This window comes from Sphingomonas cremea (assembly GCF_021502585.1).
GTDB classification, from domain to species: Bacteria; Pseudomonadota; Alphaproteobacteria; order Sphingomonadales; family Sphingomonadaceae; genus Sphingomicrobium; species Sphingomicrobium cremea.
This window is the reverse complement of record NZ_JAKFGM010000001.1, coordinates 331784-346372: the sequence shown is the minus strand read 5'-3', so window position 1 is coordinate 346372 and position 14589 is coordinate 331784. Positions and strand designations below refer to the sequence as shown.

Here is a 14589-nt window from a genome sequence, read left to right as displayed (position 1 = left end):
ATCAAGCAATCGAAACTCTTGGGACCTACCTTATGGACGACCGCGGCCGATGCCGCGGTAAGACAGTCCGGCCTCTTCTGCGTCCGCTTTGTCATAGATGTTGCGCAGGTCTACCAGCATATTTCCGCGCATCCGGCCCGCAATATCGTGGAGATCGAGAGCGCGAAATTCGTCCCACTCCGTAACGATCACCACCGCATCCGCCCCATCGGCCGCCTCTTCGGCGCATTTGGCAAAGACAATTCCCGGGAAAAGCGGCTCGGCCTGCTCGCGTCCGACCGGGTCAAATGCCGCGACGCTCGCGCCACCTGCCAGCAGGCCTTGGATCAACGGGATCGACGGCGCGTCGCGCATATCGTCGGTATTGGGCTTGAAGGTGAGGCCGAGCACGGCGATCTGCTTACCTGCCAGGCTTCCGCCCAACGCGTCGCGAACGCGGCCCGCCATCGCCTCCTTGCGGCGGTCGTTGACCTCCACCACGGTGGAGACGAGGTCCTGCCTGATCCCGGCTTCCTCCGCCGTGCGAAGCAGCGCCAGCGTATCCTTCGGAAAGCAACTGCCGCCATAGCCAGCGCCGGCATGAAGGAACTTGGTGCCAATCCGATTATCGAGCCCGATTCCGCGAGCGAGATCCTGCACATCGGCGTCGACTGCCTCACATAGGTCAGCCATCTCATTGATGAAGCTAATCTTCATCGCCAGGAAGGCGTTCGCCGCATATTTCGTGAGCTCGGCCGTCCTCCGGCCAGTGAAAAGCATCGGCGCCCGGTTGAGAAACAGTGGCCGGTATATTTCCGCTAGCACCTGGCGCGCATGATCATCCTCGGCGCCAACCAGGATTCGATCGGGATGTTTGAAGTCAGCGATCGCCGCGCCTTCGCGCAGGAATTCGGGGTTGGACGCGACCGACACGCCGTCTGGAGCGCCCTTTTCCTTGAGCAGGGCTGCAATCTTGTCACCGGTGCCAACCGGGACGGTCGATTTGGTAACGACGACAACAGGATCCTTGAGCAGGCCGGCCAGTTCCTCGACCGCAGCAAATACATAGCTTAAGTCAGCATGGCCGTCCCCGCGGCGCGATGGGGTTCCGACCGCGATGAACACCGCCTCCGCGCCCTCAAGTGCCTTAGCAAGATCCGTCGTGAATTCGAGCCGCCCGCGCTCGACATTGGCCTTGACCAGCGATTCAAGCCCAGGCTCCCAGATCGGCATCCGGCCTGCAAGCAGCCCGTCGATCTTGGCTTGGTCCTTGTCGACACAAGTCACGTGATGGCCGAAATCGGCCAGGCAGGTACCGGAAACCAGTCCGACATAGCCGGTGCCGATCATTGCGATACGCATGCTTGTCTCTTCCTTATGCGGGTTTGGCCCGCGCTTTAGCCAGCGGCGTCAACAATGGCCACCCTTTGAGACAGTGCAAAGTCGGCCTCGCTTTCGCCGCGAATCGACGTTAAAGGGCGCCGCTTCCCATGGCTACGAAACTCCCCTCTGCGCCGCGCGTCGGCATGGTATCGCTTGGCTGTCCCAAGGCATTGGTCGACTCCGAGCGGATTCTCACCAAGCTACGTGCTAACGGCTATGACATGTCCCCCGACTATGCCGGGGCCGACGTTGTTTTGGTCAATACCTGCGGCTTCCTCGACAGCGCCAAGGAAGAAAGTCTCGAAGCGATCGGCGAGGCCATTGCCGAGAACGGCAAGGTCGTAGTCACGGGCTGCATGGGCAAGGAAGCCGACGTCATCCGCGCCCGCTTTCCGCAAGTGCTCGCCATCACCGGGCCGCAGCAATATGAGGAAGTGGTCAGCGCGGTGCTCGAGGCCGCGCCGCCGGTTGCCAACCCCTATCTTGACCTGGTGCCGGAACAGGGCCTGAAGCTCACCCCGCGCCACTACAGCTATTTGAAAATTAGCGAAGGCTGCAACCACCGCTGCAGCTTCTGCATCATCCCGTCGATCCGCGGCGATCTTGCGTCACGTCGGCCCGATGCAATCCTGCGCGAGGCCGAAAAGCTCGTCGCAGCCGGGACGAAGGAATTGCTGGTGATCAGTCAGGACACCTCGGCCTACGGCGTAGACATCCGCCACCAGCCGCGGGAATGGAAGGGCCAGGAGGTACGCGCTCACATGACCGACCTCGCCCGCGAGCTCGGCAAGCTACGGACGCCCGAGGGCCAAACTCCCTGGGTCCGCCTCCACTACGTCTACCCCTACCCGCACGTTGACCAGGTTATCCCATTGATGGCCGAGGGGCTGGTCCTCCCCTACCTCGACATCCCCTTCCAGCATGCGTCCCCAAAGGTGCTCAAGGCCATGAAGCGCCCGGCCAATGAGGCCAAGGTGCTCGAGCGCTTGAAGAACTGGCGCTCGACCTGCCCTGACATCGCCATCCGTTCGAGCTTCGTCGTCGGCTTCCCCGGCGAGACCGAGGAGGATTTCCAATATCTCCTCGACTGGCTCGAGGAAGCCCAACTCGACCGCGTCGGCGCCTTCCGCTTCGAACCCGTCGAAGGCGCCGCTGCCAATGACCTGCCCAATCCGGTGCCGGAGGACGTCAAAGAAGATCGCTACCAGCGTGTCATGGATCTCACCGCCCGCATTTCAGCGGAGAAGCTCGCTGCCAAGGTCGGCCAGACCATTGAGGTGCTGATCGACACGGTCGACGAGGTCCCCTCGCTCCCTGCAGCGGGAGAGGGCAGGGAGAGGGGGCACTTCGATGGCCACCTCGACGCCCCCCATCCTCAGCATCATCATGAAATCGGCGCCACCGGCCGCTCCAAGGCCGATGCCCCCGAGATCGACGGCGAAGTCCACCTCCGCGACGCCGGCGGTCTCAAGCAGGGCGATATCGTCAGGGTCAGGATCGAGGATTCAGACGAGCACGACCTCTTTGGAGTGCCCGCCTAACCTCCGCTCCTCTTGAGGACGATGCCGAAGGTGGGCCAGAGCGATTGCGCAGGATTGGCGCGCCTTGCCCAAATGGCGACGTCGACGCGAACATGATCACATTCGAAGGGGAGTTGGCTCGGGTTTGCCGTGGCGGTGGAGCAAGTACGCGACCTCGGCTAAAGGCACTGAATGACCGACTTCGCTTCGCTCTTGCAGCCCGACCGCGGCGGCCCCGCCCGCGCCATCCACCTGGTCGACAAGGATAGCTTCGCCGGGTGGTCCAAGCGCCAGAGCTCTGCCCGCAGGGCGCTGCTCGATGCAGCACGATTCGAGGGTAAAAACGGCTTTCAATATTTGATCCTGCCCGGTGTTCAGGGCGCGGACTGGGAGGTCGTCTCGGCGGTTGCCAAGATAAGCGAACTGTCGCCCTGGTGCCTCGCCAAGCTTGCCGAATCCCTGCCTGAAGGCACTTATCGACTGGCTGAGGGCGAAGCCGGACCCGCCATGCTTGGTTGGCTCCTCGGCCAGCATCGCTTCACCGCCTACAAGTCCAAGAATGACGACGAGCGAGGGCCGCGCGTGCTCCTTACGAGGGAGGCGGCCGAGATCGATCGAACGATCCGGCTGGCCGAAGCCACAGCGTATGTCCGCAACCTGGTCGATACGCCTGCCGCCGATCTGGGCCCGGCGGACTTGGAGGCAGCAGCACGCGACGTTGCCAAGCAATTCGGCGCGAAGTTGGAAGTAATTTCCGGGGACGCCCTGTCGCAAGGCTATCCGATGATCGCCGCCGTCGGCCAAGGCGCCACGCGCGAGCGCGCCCCTCGACTGATCGAATTCACCTGGGGCAAGGAAGGCGCCCCACGCGTCGCAATTATTGGCAAAGGGGTATGCTTCGACAGCGGTGGTCTCGACATCAAGCCGGCCAGCGGCATGCGCCTGATGAAAAAGGATATGGGCGGGGCGGCTCATGCGCTGGCGCTCGCCAAGCTGGTCATGGCTGAACGCCTGCCAGTGCGGCTGCACTTGCTCGTTCCGGCGGTCGAAAACAGCGTGTCCGCAGCCGCTATCCGACCCGGCGACGTCATTGGCAGCCGCAAAGGCCTGAAGGTCGAGATTGACAACACCGACGCCGAAGGACGGTTGATCCTCGGCGACGCGCTTGCCCGCGCAGGCGAGCAGCAGCCGGAGCTCATCTTTGATTTCGCGACGCTCACCGGCGCTGCACGCGTCGCCTTGGGCCCCGACCTGCCCGCGATGTTCACCAACAACGACGAACTCGCGAATGACCTTCAAAGCGCTTCAAGGGAAATTGCCGACCCGATTTGGCAAATGCCTCTATGGGATGGCTATGACGAAATGTTGAAATCTGAAGTCGCGGACCTCGCCAACGCGGCGGATTCGCCGATGGCCGGGGCCGTTACCGCCGCCCTTTTCCTTCGACGATTCGTTCCGGAGGGGATTGCCTGGGCGCATTTCGACACTTTCGCATGGCGACCAGCAGCCAAGCCTGGACGTCCCAAGGGGGGAGAAGCCATGGGACTACGCACCGCTTTTGCGCTACTCAGGCGGCGCTACGGCGCTTGATCTCGTCGCAACGAGCAACCGCAGCACCGGATTTTAGCTAATTTGGCAGATCGTTACGCAACCAATCCGCCTTTGCGCGGTTTCTCTCTTGCCACGCGACGATGGGAGAAATCGGACCAATGGGCGATGCTTCGCTATCGGGCTGGATGAGCGCGCTGATCGAATATGTTCGATCTGGCGAGCCCGACCTTACCAATCGACAGATGGCGCTGTTGATGCTCGTTTATTTGACCCCTGGGCCGCACACCGTGCGCGGACTTGCGCGCTTGCTCGGAGTATCCAAGCCGGTCGTCACGCGCGCCTTGAATACCTTGGGTGCCCTCGGCTATCTGCGCCGCGAGCGGGATCAGGACGACCGCCGCAACGTGTTTGTCGTCCGCACCAAAGACGGGGCCAATTTTCTTGAAGGGTTCAAAAGATACCTCGGAGCCGGGGAGGACGAAGGCCGGCGCGCAGCACACAGCCACCGGAGCAAGGAACCCGCGTTCGCGTCCCGTTGAGGGTTTCGCCCTCGTCGGCGTTTCCAATTTTCCCGATCCATTGACACATGCATATCGCAAGGACCTGGCCGACACTTCACTGGCCGGTCAGGTGATCGCGTCGCACTATGCGGATCCCCTCATACGCCACTTGGTTACCGCTGCCGACTTCCTGCGAGAGCCCCATGATAGTGCGGACCTCCTGGACAAATTGCAGCCCGGCCAGGAAATCCGAATGCTGGATATGAGCCTCGGCTGGGCGTGGGGCTATGGCCCCGACGGCCGCGTAGGCTATGTTCGGGCTGCGGCGGTTGCGCCCTAGCTACATCTCGCCGCGCGCGCGGCGGATCGCATACCATCTGGCAACGTTGGCATTATGCTCGGCCAGCGTGTCGGCAAACACGTGCCCTCCAGTGCCGTCAGCGACAAAGTAGAGCGCCTTGGTTGGCGCCGGGTCGAGTACCGCGGCGATGCTTTCGCGACCCGGATTGGCGATCGGTCCTTGGGGTAGTCCCGGCTCGCGGTAGGTGTTGTAGCCCGTAATCGCATTGAGTTCTGATCGCTTGATTCGCCGGCCAAGCGGTTTACCCTTTGTGATCGGGTAGATGACGGTCGGGTCGGCATCGAGCTTCATGCCGATGCGCAGTCGGTTGCAATATACGCCTGCTACCGTGCGACGCTCCGAAGGTTTGCCCGTTTCCTTCTCGACGATCGACGCCAGTGTGACCGCTTCTTCCTTTGAATTGACCGGGCAGTTCCATTTGCGCTTGGCCCAGAGTGCGTCGAGCTCCCTGGTCATCGCGTCCGTCATCCGTTTCAGCACCGCAGCGCGCATTTCGCCTCGCTGCCAATCATAACTGTTGGGCAGCACCGATCCCTCGGCGGGCAAGGGCGTTGGGCCGGTCAACTCGGGAATTGCCGCCAGCTTCTCCTGCACCAGGATCGAAGGCATGCCCTCGGGGATGGTGATAAGGCGCACCATCGGGCGGCCATGTTGGAGGATTTCCAACACCCGGGCACCGCTGGAGCCCACCGGAATTTCGAATTCGCCAGCCTGCACCGGGTCGGACGAGCCAAATATCCGCGCCATGGCGCGGTAGGTTCTGGCGGTTCCGGGTATGACCCCGTCCGCTTCGAGCTTGCTGGCCACGGAGGCGAGGGTTGAGCCTTCCTCAATCGTCACTCTATGTGGCCCTGCCTTGGGCCCCGGCGATGCCCAAAGCAGCCAGAAGCTGCCCGCGCCAGCAGCCAGGCCGAGCAGGGCCGCGATCAGAATCAGCCGGCGAAGCATGGCTGGACCTTAGTCTACCGCCTTTACGATCAGCGAGGCGTTGGTCCCGCCAAAGCCGAAGCTGTTGTTGAGGGCCGCTCGCACAGGGCGCTTCTTGGCCTTGTGCGGCACGAGGTCGACTCCCGTCGTGCCCTCGCTAGGATTGTCGAGGTTGAGGGTCGGCGGTACGATCTGGTCGCGAATGGCGAGGATGCAAAAGATCGTCTCCACCGCGCCCGCGCCGCCAAGAAGATGACCGATCGCCGATTTGGTCGAACTCATCGAAAGATTGGCGGTCTCGTTGCCGAAAAGGCGGCGAACCGCGCCGAGCTCCAGCTCGTCTCCTAATGGAGTCGAGGTGCCGTGGGCGTTGATATAATCGATATCGCCCGGCGTCATACCCGCCTTCTTGAGCGCCATTTCCATCGAGCGAAATGCTCCCGAGCCCTCGGGATGTGGTGCGGTCACGTGATAGGCGTCTCCCGACAGGCCATATCCGACTACCTCCGCGTAGATTTTGGCGCCTCGCGCCTTGGCGTGCTCATATTCCTCGAGCACCACCACGCCCGCACCTTCGCCCATGACGAAGCCATCGCGGTCCTTGTCATAGGGTCGGCTGGCCTTTTCAGGCTGATCATTGAAGGCAGTCGACAGCGCGCGAGCCTGCGCGAAGCCGGCGATTCCGATCGGGCAGATCGTTGCTTCGGCGCCACCGGCCAGCATGACGTCCGCATCGTCATCCTTGATCATACGCGCGGCATCGCCGATCGAATGGGCGCCCGTCGAACAAGCAGTGACGACCGCGTGGTTCGGTCCCATCAGCCCATATTTGATCGATACCTGACCAGATATAAGGTTGATCAGCCGGCCGTGAACGAAATGCGGGCTGACCCTGCTCGGCCCCTTTTCGTGCAGCACGAGCGATTCGCTCTCAATGCCCGGCAAGCCACCGATGCCCGAGCCGATCGAGCAGCCGGCGCGAAACCGGGTCGCCTCATCCATTTCGAGCAGGCCGGCGTCTTCGATCGCCTGGCCAGCGGCATCGATACCATAAATGATGAACGGATCGACCTGACGCTGGACCTTATGGTCGACCCGCTTGCCCGGGTCGAAACCATATTCATGGTCCGCCGGCTTCACCTCGCAGGCGATGTGGCACTTCTGGTCACTGGCGTCGAACCTGGTGATCTTTCCAGCACCGGATTTCGCTGCGAGGATATTCGACCAGGTCGTTTCCACATCGCCGCCAAGAGGCGTCACCAGACCCAATCCTGTCACCACCACACGGCGCATACGATCATCCTTGTCCACATTCTCGCAAATGCAAACGGCCTCCCGTTGAAGCGGGAAGCCGTTCGTGCCGCCTCGACAGGCGGGCGGCAGCCGATCGGTTCCCGATCAGCCCTTATTCTGGTCGATATAATCGATCGCGTCCTTCACGGTCGCGATCTTCTCCGCCGCATCGTCCGGGATTTCCACGCCGAACTCTTCTTCGAAGGCCATGACCAGCTCGACGATGTCGAGGCTATCGGCGCCTAGGTCGTCGATGAAGCTTGCTTCCTCGGTGACCTTCTCAGCTTCGACGCCAAGGTGTTCGACGACGATTTTCTTCACCCGATCGGCGGTCTCGCTCATGTGGAATTTCCTCCGTTAGATTTTGCGCTGCCCTAGCGGCGCGACGGGCTGACGGCAAGGGCCGAGCGCAGCTTGCTCTAGGGGAGCAATTGAGCATCGTCCCCTCGACGCGACGATGATGGCCTCCTAACTCTCTCCCCACGATGAAAGGTGCACGTTCCCTCACGCCCGGCGAAATAGAACTCGCCTTATCGGTGTTTGGTGATGCAATCGATTATGCCCGTGTTCGCCTTGTCAGGCGCAAATGGTGGCCGTTCCAGCCAAAGGGCGTTGTCATGGCCCCGACCGGCAACATCCACTTTCACCCCCGAAGTCTGTTGTGGTCGGATGATTTCTCCAATGAGCGACTTTCGCTGCAGGGCCTATTCATTCACGAAATGACCCACGTTTGGCAGGCGCAGACGCGCGGGCGCTTCTACTTGGTGATGATGCGCCATCCGTTTTGCCGATATTCCTATCGGCTGAAGGACGGGCGACCCTTTGATCGTTACGGGCTGGAGCAGCAGGCCGAGCTTGTCCGGCATCGGTTCATGGCGGACCAGGGGCGGCCGATTGGGCCATTAACGAATCGCGGTTTCCTGCCCTTCAACCGAACTGTTACACTTTCGCAACAGTCTTAGCGCTAAACGCACACCCCCCTTTTCGCAGGCGCGCAGAAGAATAGTCTGCAACCCGACATAAATTCCAACTGGGGGAATTTCCATGACGATCACTACTCAAGTTGCGCGTGGCCTGCTGCTCAGCGCCTCCGCCCTGGCACTGGCTACGCCGGCCTTCGCGCAGACGCCCGCTGAAGCCGAGGCACAGGCGATAAACAACGTAGAGGAAAAGGTGCAGCCTGCGCCCGAGCAGGACAGTGACCTGATCATCGTCACGGCGACCAAGCGCGCGTCGACGGTTCAGGACGTTCCCTTCTCGATCAACGCGCAGACGCAGGAAGACATTCAGCGCGCCAACGCGAACACGATAGAAGACATTAGCCGCAACGTTGCAGGCCTTACGGTCCAAAACCTCGGGCCGGGTCAAAGCCAGGTTTCAATTCGTGGCGTTTCGGCTGGCCAGATCATCCGCGACCAGCCTGGCGTGAAGGAGCAAGTAGGCGTCTACCTCGACGAATCGGTCATTTCGCTATCGCTGTTCACGCCCGACCTCGACCTCTTCGACTTGAATCGCGTCGAAACTCTTCGCGGACCGCAGGGTACGCTTTTCGGCTCGGGCAGTGTTGGCGGCACGCTGCGTTACATCACCAACCAGCCGAAGCTGGGTAGGACGGAAGGCCTGGTCGAGGGCAACGTCAATCACGTCCACGACGGCGACTTCGGCGGTCATGTGAAAGGCGCGATCAATGTGCCTCTGGGCGACACGGCAGCCGTGCGCGCCGTTGGATACTACACCAAATATGCCGGCTTCATCGACGCCATTGGCCCCGCGAGTGGCAACAACGTCAACGACGGCGCGCGATATGGCGGCCGCGTTTCACTGTTGTGGGAACCGACCGACAACCTTCGGATCACTCCACGCGTCGTCTATCAGAAGGTTAGTACCGACGGTTTCAACCGCGAGGAATTCTACAACCTCTACGACAATCAATTCACGACTCCGTCGGACCCGGGCGGGCCTGGCGAGCGGACGCAATATCTGAAGCTTCGCGAGAAGTTTACGGACAAAACCTGGCTTGCCGACCTCACGGCGGCCTACGATTTTGGTGGTGTCGAGCTGACCTCGATCACCAGCTACATCAACCGCGACATCCTGGTTTCGCGTGACGCGTCGGCACTGACGGGGTCGGTTACGATTTCCTTCACCGGGGTCGAACCGCTGGTTGCGCCCGGCGCAAACTTGGCTTCAAATCTGCGTGACACCACTGACCTGAAACAATGGACCCAGGAACTGCGCCTTTCCTCAACCGGATCGGGCCCGTTCCAGTGGGTCGCTGGCGGCTTCTACAGCCACGTCGACCGCAAATATGAGCAGCGGCTGCCAACCCCCGGCTTCGACGCCGCGGTCGGAGATCCGTTCCTGAATGGTTTATGCCGTAACCTCAACCCGCCGGACAACGCATGCGCGTCGAACGGAAACGATCCGAACCCGCTATTAAGGGTCCCGCTGGTATCGTCCCAGCTTGCAAATGGCTTCCCAGCCGACTCCCCATACAATGCAGACTTGCCGTACATCATCAAGCAAGGCGCGCTGTTTGGTGAAGCGAGTTACGAGATCGGCACCTTCAAGCTGACGGCCGGCGGTCGCTACTACGACTTCAAGGAAAAGCGTGACTTCGTCTCGGGAGGTGTCTTCTCGAACGGTGACACGCGGATCGGCGACAAGACCAAGTCGAGCGGCTTCAGCCCGCGCGTCATCTTGACCTGGGAGCCGTCAAACAACCTCAACGTTAATGCCCAGGTCGCCAAGGGCTTCCGGCTGGGCGGCGTCAATGACCCGCTGAACATTCCGCTCTGCTCCGGCGGTGCCACCGGCATCGACGCGCTAACCTACGGCAACCATCCAACCTACGACGATGAAACGCTGTGGAACTACGAGGTCGGCTTCAAATATCAGAAGCGCGGCATCACGATGAACTCGGCGGTGTTCTACACCGACATCAGCGACCTGCAGGTCACTGCCGATGCCGGCAGCTGCTCTTCACGCGTCGTGTTCAACGTGCCGAAGGCCCATACCTTTGGCATTGAGGGCGAGTTCGCCATCTCCCCGGCGCCCGGCCTCGACCTGTCCCTGGCGGGCAGCTACGTCGATGCCAAGTTCGATTCTAACGTTCGTACCGCTGGCGGCGCGATCATCGCAGGAATTCGCGACGGCAACCGCCTTCCGAGCGTTCCCAACTTCCAGTTTGCGGCCAGCGCCACTTATGGTCAGCGGTTCCGCGATGACGGCGACTGGTATGTTTCGACGAGCTGGCAGCATGTCGGCGATCGCTGGTCGCAGCCCGGTGATCAAGAATCCGGCGCCGGGAATTTCAACAACATGATCTTCTTCGATCCGGAGTCGGGCGCCTATGGCCAAGGGTCCTTTGATTTCACTTCGCGCCTGAAGCTGAAGTCCTATGACCTGGTGAACCTGTCGGCCGGCATCGACTTCGATAGCGGCCTGGGCGTTGCGCTCTACGTCAACAATGTGTTCGACGAAAATGCCAAGCTGTCGTTCGACCGCGAGCGCGGTGGGCGCGCGCGGCTCGGCTACAACATCGGCCAGCCGCGCACGGTCGGGATGACTGTCCGCTATGCGTTCGCCTCATCTCCGGCTCTTCCGCCTGCCCCGCCGCCTCCGCCGCCGCCACCTCCGCCTCCGCCGGCGACGCAGACCTGCGCTGACGGCTCGGTGATCTTGGCGACGGACACCTGCCCGCCGCCACCTCCACCGCCACCTCCGCCTCCACCACCGCCTGAGCCGGAACGTGGCTAATCAATGGAAAAGGGAGACGGCAAACCTCCGGGCGTGCCGTTTCCCAACCTTTCGCGCCGCTCGCTCCTCATCGGGGCGGGCGGCGTCTCCATTTCACCGGCACTATTGAGGGCCGCGGTGCCCGGTTCGTCCGCTCGCGTCGCGGTGATCGGGGCCGGCACCTTCGGCGCCTGGACTGCCGAGCACCTTCGCAGAAGCGGCCACAAGGTCACACTGGTCGACATGGCCGGCCCGGCCAACAGCCGCGCCAGTTCTGGTGGCGACAGCCGAATGACCCGCGGAGCCTATGGCAAGGACGCCGTATACACCCGCATGGCGCTCGACAGTCTTAAGGAATGGAAGGCGCTCAGCGCTACCGCTGGCCTCCCGATTTTCACTCCCTGCGGCGTGCTGTTCTTTTTCCCCAGCGAGGAAGCTTATCTAACCGACAGCATCGCCGCCCACCGGGCCCTAGGGTTGCCGAGCGAGCTATTGGATGGCCCGGCACTGGCGCGCCGCTTTCCGATGATCAATTTCACCGACGTCCATGCCGGCATCTACGAACCCGGCTTCGGTGCGCTGATGGCCAGGCGCGCGGTACAGACCCTGGTAAAGAACTATGTCGTGGCAGGCGGCGAGTATCGGCAAGACCTAGTCCAGGCGCCCGTGCAGGATGGTGCGCTCAAATCTGTGAAGCTTGCGAGTGGCGGAACGCTGGAGGCCGACGCGTTTGTGTTCGCGCTCGGCCCATGGCTTCCCAAATATTTCCCGGGCGTGCTCGGCAGCCGCATCTTCGCCACCCGGCAGGAGATCTTCTATTTCGCTCCGCCCGAGGGCGACCGCCGCTTCCTCCCGGACGTCATGCCCGGCTGGGCCGACTTCAACGCCGGCGACATGTATTATGGTTTCCCCGACCTCGAAGCTCGGGGCGTCAAATTTGCCCATGACCAGCATGGTGTCGCGGTCGATCCCGATACCCAGTCGCGCGAGCACACCCAGGCCGCGCTTGACGAGGTGATCTCCTTTCGGGACCGCCGCTTTCCACTATTGAAGGGCGCGCCGGTGCTGGGCGCTGAGGTCTGCCAATATGAAAATAGCTCAAACGGCGATTTCCTGATCGACCGCCACCCGACAATGACCAATGTCGTGCTGGTAGGGGGCGGCTCGGGCCATGGATTCAAGCATGGCCCGGAAGTCGGAAGGATGGCAGCGACGCTGGTTTTGGCTGGCGGCGCTCAAACCGAGCCGCGCTTCAGCCTTGCAACCAAAGGTGAAACTCAACGGCGCGAGGTGCATTGAGGCCTTATCCTTAAGGAGGTCCCGATGCTGCAATTCATCGATTCGCCCGACAACACCATCGCACTGAAGATCAGCGGCGCGATAAAAGGCCAGGAACTCGATTCAATCATGGACCGGTTCGACGCGATCATGGAGCGCCATGACAAGGCTCATATATTTGTGGAGACGCAGGGGGTCAGCAGCCTAGAGCTCGCGAGCCTTCCCCACTATTTCAGTCGAGCAATGCCCCTGTTCGCAAAACTGAACAGGTTCGGCCGCGTTGCCGTTGTCGCCGATCAGGCCTGGATAAGGGTTGGCACGCGTATCGAAAGCGCGCTGCTGCCCTTTATTAGCTACCGAGTCTTCGAGCCTGAGGACCGCGACGAAGCGCTCGCCTGGGTAATCACCGGCAATGAGGTGGAAGCGGCCTAACCGGCCTTCGCAACCGCCACCAATGCCGGTCGCAGCAATCGGTCCTTGAGCATATAGCCCGACTGCATTTCCTCGACGATAGTCCCCGGCTCCGCCTTGTCTGTTGCGATCTCGATCATCGCCTGATGCTTATGAGGGTCCAGCGGCTGTCCCAGCGCCTCAACGCGGACGATCCCCTGGCGAGCGAACACCGCGTCAAGTTCGCGCAACGTCGCTTCGATCCCGTCGACGAAACTCTTCACTTTTTCGTCGGGGAGCGCGGCTTCCGGAACGTGGCTGAGTGCCCGCTCAAGATGATCGCGCACCGCCAGCATGTCGCGGGCGAAGCCGGTTGCGGCATAGGCCGAGGCCTGTTGCTTTTCCGATTCAAGCCGCCGCCGAACATTCTGCGTCTCCGCAGCGGCATAGAGCGCCTTTGCGTTCGCCTCTTCGAGCAGCTTTTCCAGCTCAGCCACGCGGTCGTGCTCGGCCAGCTCAGGGGCGTCCGCGGCGGTTTCGGCGCGGATCGATTCGGCTTCGTCGTGAAGTTCGTTCTTGTCCATCATCTCATATATCTCGTGAGGGCTTGCGCCGTGAAATCCACCATGGGGACGACTCGGGCATAGTTCAATCGCGTCGGCCCAATCACCCCGACAACACCCACTACCTGCCCTTCGCTCCCATGATAGGGGGCGGCAATGACGCTGGATCCCGATAAAGCGAACATCCGGTTCTCGCTGCCGATGAAGATTCGGCACCCTTGCCCTTCCCTTGCCCCTTCAAGCAAGCGCGCAATTTCCTGCCGGTCTTCAAGCTCGTCGAGCAAGCGTCTGACGCGTTCCAGGTCCGCTGCTGTTCCCTCGTCGATCAAATTGGCCTGGCCGCGCACGATAAGCACCGGCCGGTGGGCATGGTCCTCGCTCCAGTCGGCAAGGCCGCGCGCAACCAATTCCGCCGCGGCAGCATCCAACGCCTCGCGTCGTTCAGTTATTTCGACGCGCAGGCGCGCCTCGGCTTCGGTCAACGTAAGTCCGGCCAACCGCGCGCTCACATAGTTGGCGACCTCGGCCAGCGCGACGGCACTGGTATCGCCGGGCAATGGAACGACCCGGTTTTCGACACTACCGTCGGTGCTGACCAACACCGCAAGTGCCCGGTCGGGGCCAAGCGGCAAAAAGCTCAATTGCTTAAGACGAAGCTCGGTTTTTGGAGCCAACACCACACCGGCACAGGCTGACAGACCCGACAGCGTTGCGGTCGCGGCGGCCAGTGCTTCCTCGACGGGGCGATCTTTGAGTTGAGCCTCAATCACCGCGCGCTCGCGTGCCAACGGTAGTGCGCTGTGCATGATCCCGTCCACGAACAGGCGCAGTCCTGTTTCGGTGGGAATTCGACCGGCAGATGTATGAGGATGAGTAAGGAGGCCACGCTCCTCCAGTTCTTGCATCACACCTCGGATGGACGCGGGAGAGAGGCTGACGGAGCCTGTAAGCGCCTTCGATCCGACCGGCTGGCCGCGGTCGAGATATGCCTCGACCACCAGCCGGAAAATGTCGCGCATGCGGTTGGTCAGGTCGCCGATCGGCTCGCTCATGCCGCCGCATGTAGGGCGAAGCCATTTGAAAGCCAACGATGGCCGGTCTAGGGC

The 14589-nt window shown here is 61.8% G+C and carries 14 protein-coding genes; 8 read left to right on the top strand and 6 right to left on the bottom strand.

What is annotated here, in order from left to right; translation table 11 throughout:
- Window positions 1–30: 30 nt before the first annotated feature.
- Complete coding sequence (locus tag LVY65_RS01785) at window positions 31–1341, bottom strand: UDP-glucose dehydrogenase family protein (protein ID WP_235066296.1); 1311 nt, start codon at window positions 1339–1341, stop codon at window positions 31–33.
- Window positions 1342–1469: 128 nt separating this feature from the next.
- Here LVY65_RS01785 and rimO point away from each other — a divergent pair, with 128 nt between their 5' ends.
- The 4 genes from rimO (at window position 1470) to LVY65_RS01765 (ending at window position 5273) form a co-directional block, all read left to right on the top strand.
- On the top strand, window positions 1470–2903 hold the full coding sequence (gene rimO / locus LVY65_RS01780) for a 30S ribosomal protein S12 methylthiotransferase RimO (RefSeq protein WP_235066295.1): 1434 nt from the start codon (window positions 1470–1472) through the stop codon (window positions 2901–2903).
- 171 nt (window positions 2904–3074) lie between these two features.
- On the top strand, window positions 3075–4472 hold the full coding sequence (locus LVY65_RS01775; RefSeq protein ID WP_235066294.1) for a leucyl aminopeptidase family protein: 1398 nt from the start codon (window positions 3075–3077) through the stop codon (window positions 4470–4472).
- 146 nt (window positions 4473–4618) lie between these two features.
- Complete coding sequence (locus LVY65_RS01770; RefSeq protein WP_408021972.1) at window positions 4619–4972, top strand: MarR family transcriptional regulator; 354 nt, start codon at window positions 4619–4621, stop codon at window positions 4970–4972.
- 40 nt (window positions 4973–5012) lie between these two features.
- The gene (locus LVY65_RS01765) at window positions 5013–5273 is read left to right on the top strand and encodes a hypothetical protein (protein WP_235066292.1); all 261 of its coding nucleotides are present in this window, start codon (window positions 5013–5015) and stop codon (window positions 5271–5273) included.
- Here the strand turns inward: LVY65_RS01765 and mltG are convergent, their stop codons facing one another.
- From mltG to LVY65_RS01750, 3 genes are all read right to left on the bottom strand, one after another.
- Window positions 5274–6242, bottom strand: a complete 969-nt coding sequence (gene mltG, locus LVY65_RS01760) for an endolytic transglycosylase MltG (RefSeq protein ID WP_235066291.1) — start codon at window positions 6240–6242, stop codon at window positions 5274–5276.
- 9 nt (window positions 6243–6251) lie between these two features.
- Window positions 6252–7514 carry a beta-ketoacyl-ACP synthase II gene (fabF, locus tag LVY65_RS01755; protein ID WP_235066290.1) on the bottom strand — a complete coding sequence of 421 codons (1263 nt, stop codon included), beginning with the start codon at window positions 7512–7514 and terminating at the stop codon, window positions 6252–6254.
- A gap of 105 nt (window positions 7515–7619) precedes the next feature.
- Entirely contained in the window at window positions 7620–7856 is a 237-nt protein-coding gene (locus LVY65_RS01750) for an acyl carrier protein (protein ID WP_106639538.1), read from the bottom strand.
- Between the two features lie 143 nt (window positions 7857–7999).
- Here LVY65_RS01750 and LVY65_RS01745 point away from each other — a divergent pair, with 143 nt between their 5' ends.
- The 4 genes from LVY65_RS01745 to LVY65_RS01730 all read left to right on the top strand — a co-directional run bounded on the left by LVY65_RS01745 (window position 8000) and on the right by LVY65_RS01730 (window position 12962).
- The gene (locus LVY65_RS01745; RefSeq protein ID WP_235066289.1) at window positions 8000–8476 is read left to right on the top strand and encodes a basic secretory family protein; all 477 of its coding nucleotides are present in this window, start codon (window positions 8000–8002) and stop codon (window positions 8474–8476) included.
- A gap of 82 nt (window positions 8477–8558) precedes the next feature.
- On the top strand, window positions 8559–11273 hold the full coding sequence (locus tag LVY65_RS01740) for a TonB-dependent receptor (RefSeq protein ID WP_235066288.1): 2715 nt from the start codon (window positions 8559–8561) through the stop codon (window positions 11271–11273).
- Between the two features lie 3 nt (window positions 11274–11276).
- Window positions 11277–12551 (top strand): FAD-dependent oxidoreductase, encoded by a 1275-nt coding sequence (locus LVY65_RS01735; protein WP_235066287.1) that lies wholly within the window; start codon window positions 11277–11279, stop codon window positions 12549–12551.
- 24 nt (window positions 12552–12575) lie between these two features.
- Window positions 12576–12962 carry a SpoIIAA family protein gene (locus tag LVY65_RS01730; RefSeq protein WP_235066286.1) on the top strand — a complete coding sequence of 129 codons (387 nt, stop codon included), beginning with the start codon at window positions 12576–12578 and terminating at the stop codon, window positions 12960–12962.
- Here the strand turns inward: LVY65_RS01730 and grpE are convergent.
- Together grpE and hrcA are read right to left on the bottom strand one after the other, a co-directional pair.
- Window positions 12959–13504 (bottom strand): nucleotide exchange factor GrpE, encoded by a 546-nt coding sequence (gene grpE / locus LVY65_RS01725; RefSeq protein ID WP_235066285.1) that lies wholly within the window; start codon window positions 13502–13504, stop codon window positions 12959–12961. The two genes, LVY65_RS01730 and grpE, sit on opposite strands and share 4 nt — an antisense overlap.
- Complete coding sequence (gene hrcA / locus LVY65_RS01720) at window positions 13504–14535, bottom strand: heat-inducible transcriptional repressor HrcA (protein WP_235066284.1); 1032 nt, start codon at window positions 14533–14535, stop codon at window positions 13504–13506. Before hrcA ends, grpE begins: the two co-directional genes overlap by 1 nt.
- Window positions 14536–14589: the final 54 nt, after the last annotated feature.

Bases quoted from the DNA above. Each gene is read 5' to 3' on its own strand.
- LVY65_RS01735 (WP_235066287.1), top strand. From the start codon at position 11,277: ATGGAAAAGGGAGACGGCAAACCTCCGGGCGTGCCGTTTCCCAACCTT.
- LVY65_RS01770 (WP_408021972.1), top strand. From the start codon at position 4,619: ATGAGCGCGCTGATCGAATATGTTCGATCTGGCGAGCCCGACCTTACC.
- LVY65_RS01740 (WP_235066288.1), top strand. From the start codon at position 8,559: ATGACGATCACTACTCAAGTTGCGCGTGGCCTGCTGCTCAGCGCCTCC.
- LVY65_RS01775 (WP_235066294.1), top strand. From the start codon at position 3,075: ATGACCGACTTCGCTTCGCTCTTGCAGCCCGACCGCGGCGGCCCCGCC.
- grpE (WP_235066285.1), bottom strand. From the start codon at position 13,504: ATGGACAAGAACGAACTTCACGACGAAGCCGAATCGATCCGCGCCGAA.
- LVY65_RS01745 (WP_235066289.1), top strand. From the start codon at position 8,000: ATGAAAGGTGCACGTTCCCTCACGCCCGGCGAAATAGAACTCGCCTTA.
- fabF (WP_235066290.1), bottom strand. From the start codon at position 7,514: ATGCGCCGTGTGGTGGTGACAGGATTGGGTCTGGTGACGCCTCTTGGC.
- LVY65_RS01750 (WP_106639538.1), bottom strand. From the start codon at position 7,856: ATGAGCGAGACCGCCGATCGGGTGAAGAAAATCGTCGTCGAACACCTT.
- hrcA (WP_235066284.1), bottom strand. From the start codon at position 14,535: ATGAGCGAGCCGATCGGCGACCTGACCAACCGCATGCGCGACATTTTC.
- LVY65_RS01785 (WP_235066296.1), bottom strand. From the start codon at position 1,341: ATGCGTATCGCAATGATCGGCACCGGCTATGTCGGACTGGTTTCCGGT.
- mltG (WP_235066291.1), bottom strand. From the start codon at position 6,242: ATGCTTCGCCGGCTGATTCTGATCGCGGCCCTGCTCGGCCTGGCTGCT.
- LVY65_RS01730 (WP_235066286.1), top strand. From the start codon at position 12,576: ATGCTGCAATTCATCGATTCGCCCGACAACACCATCGCACTGAAGATC.
- rimO (WP_235066295.1), top strand. From the start codon at position 1,470: ATGGCTACGAAACTCCCCTCTGCGCCGCGCGTCGGCATGGTATCGCTT.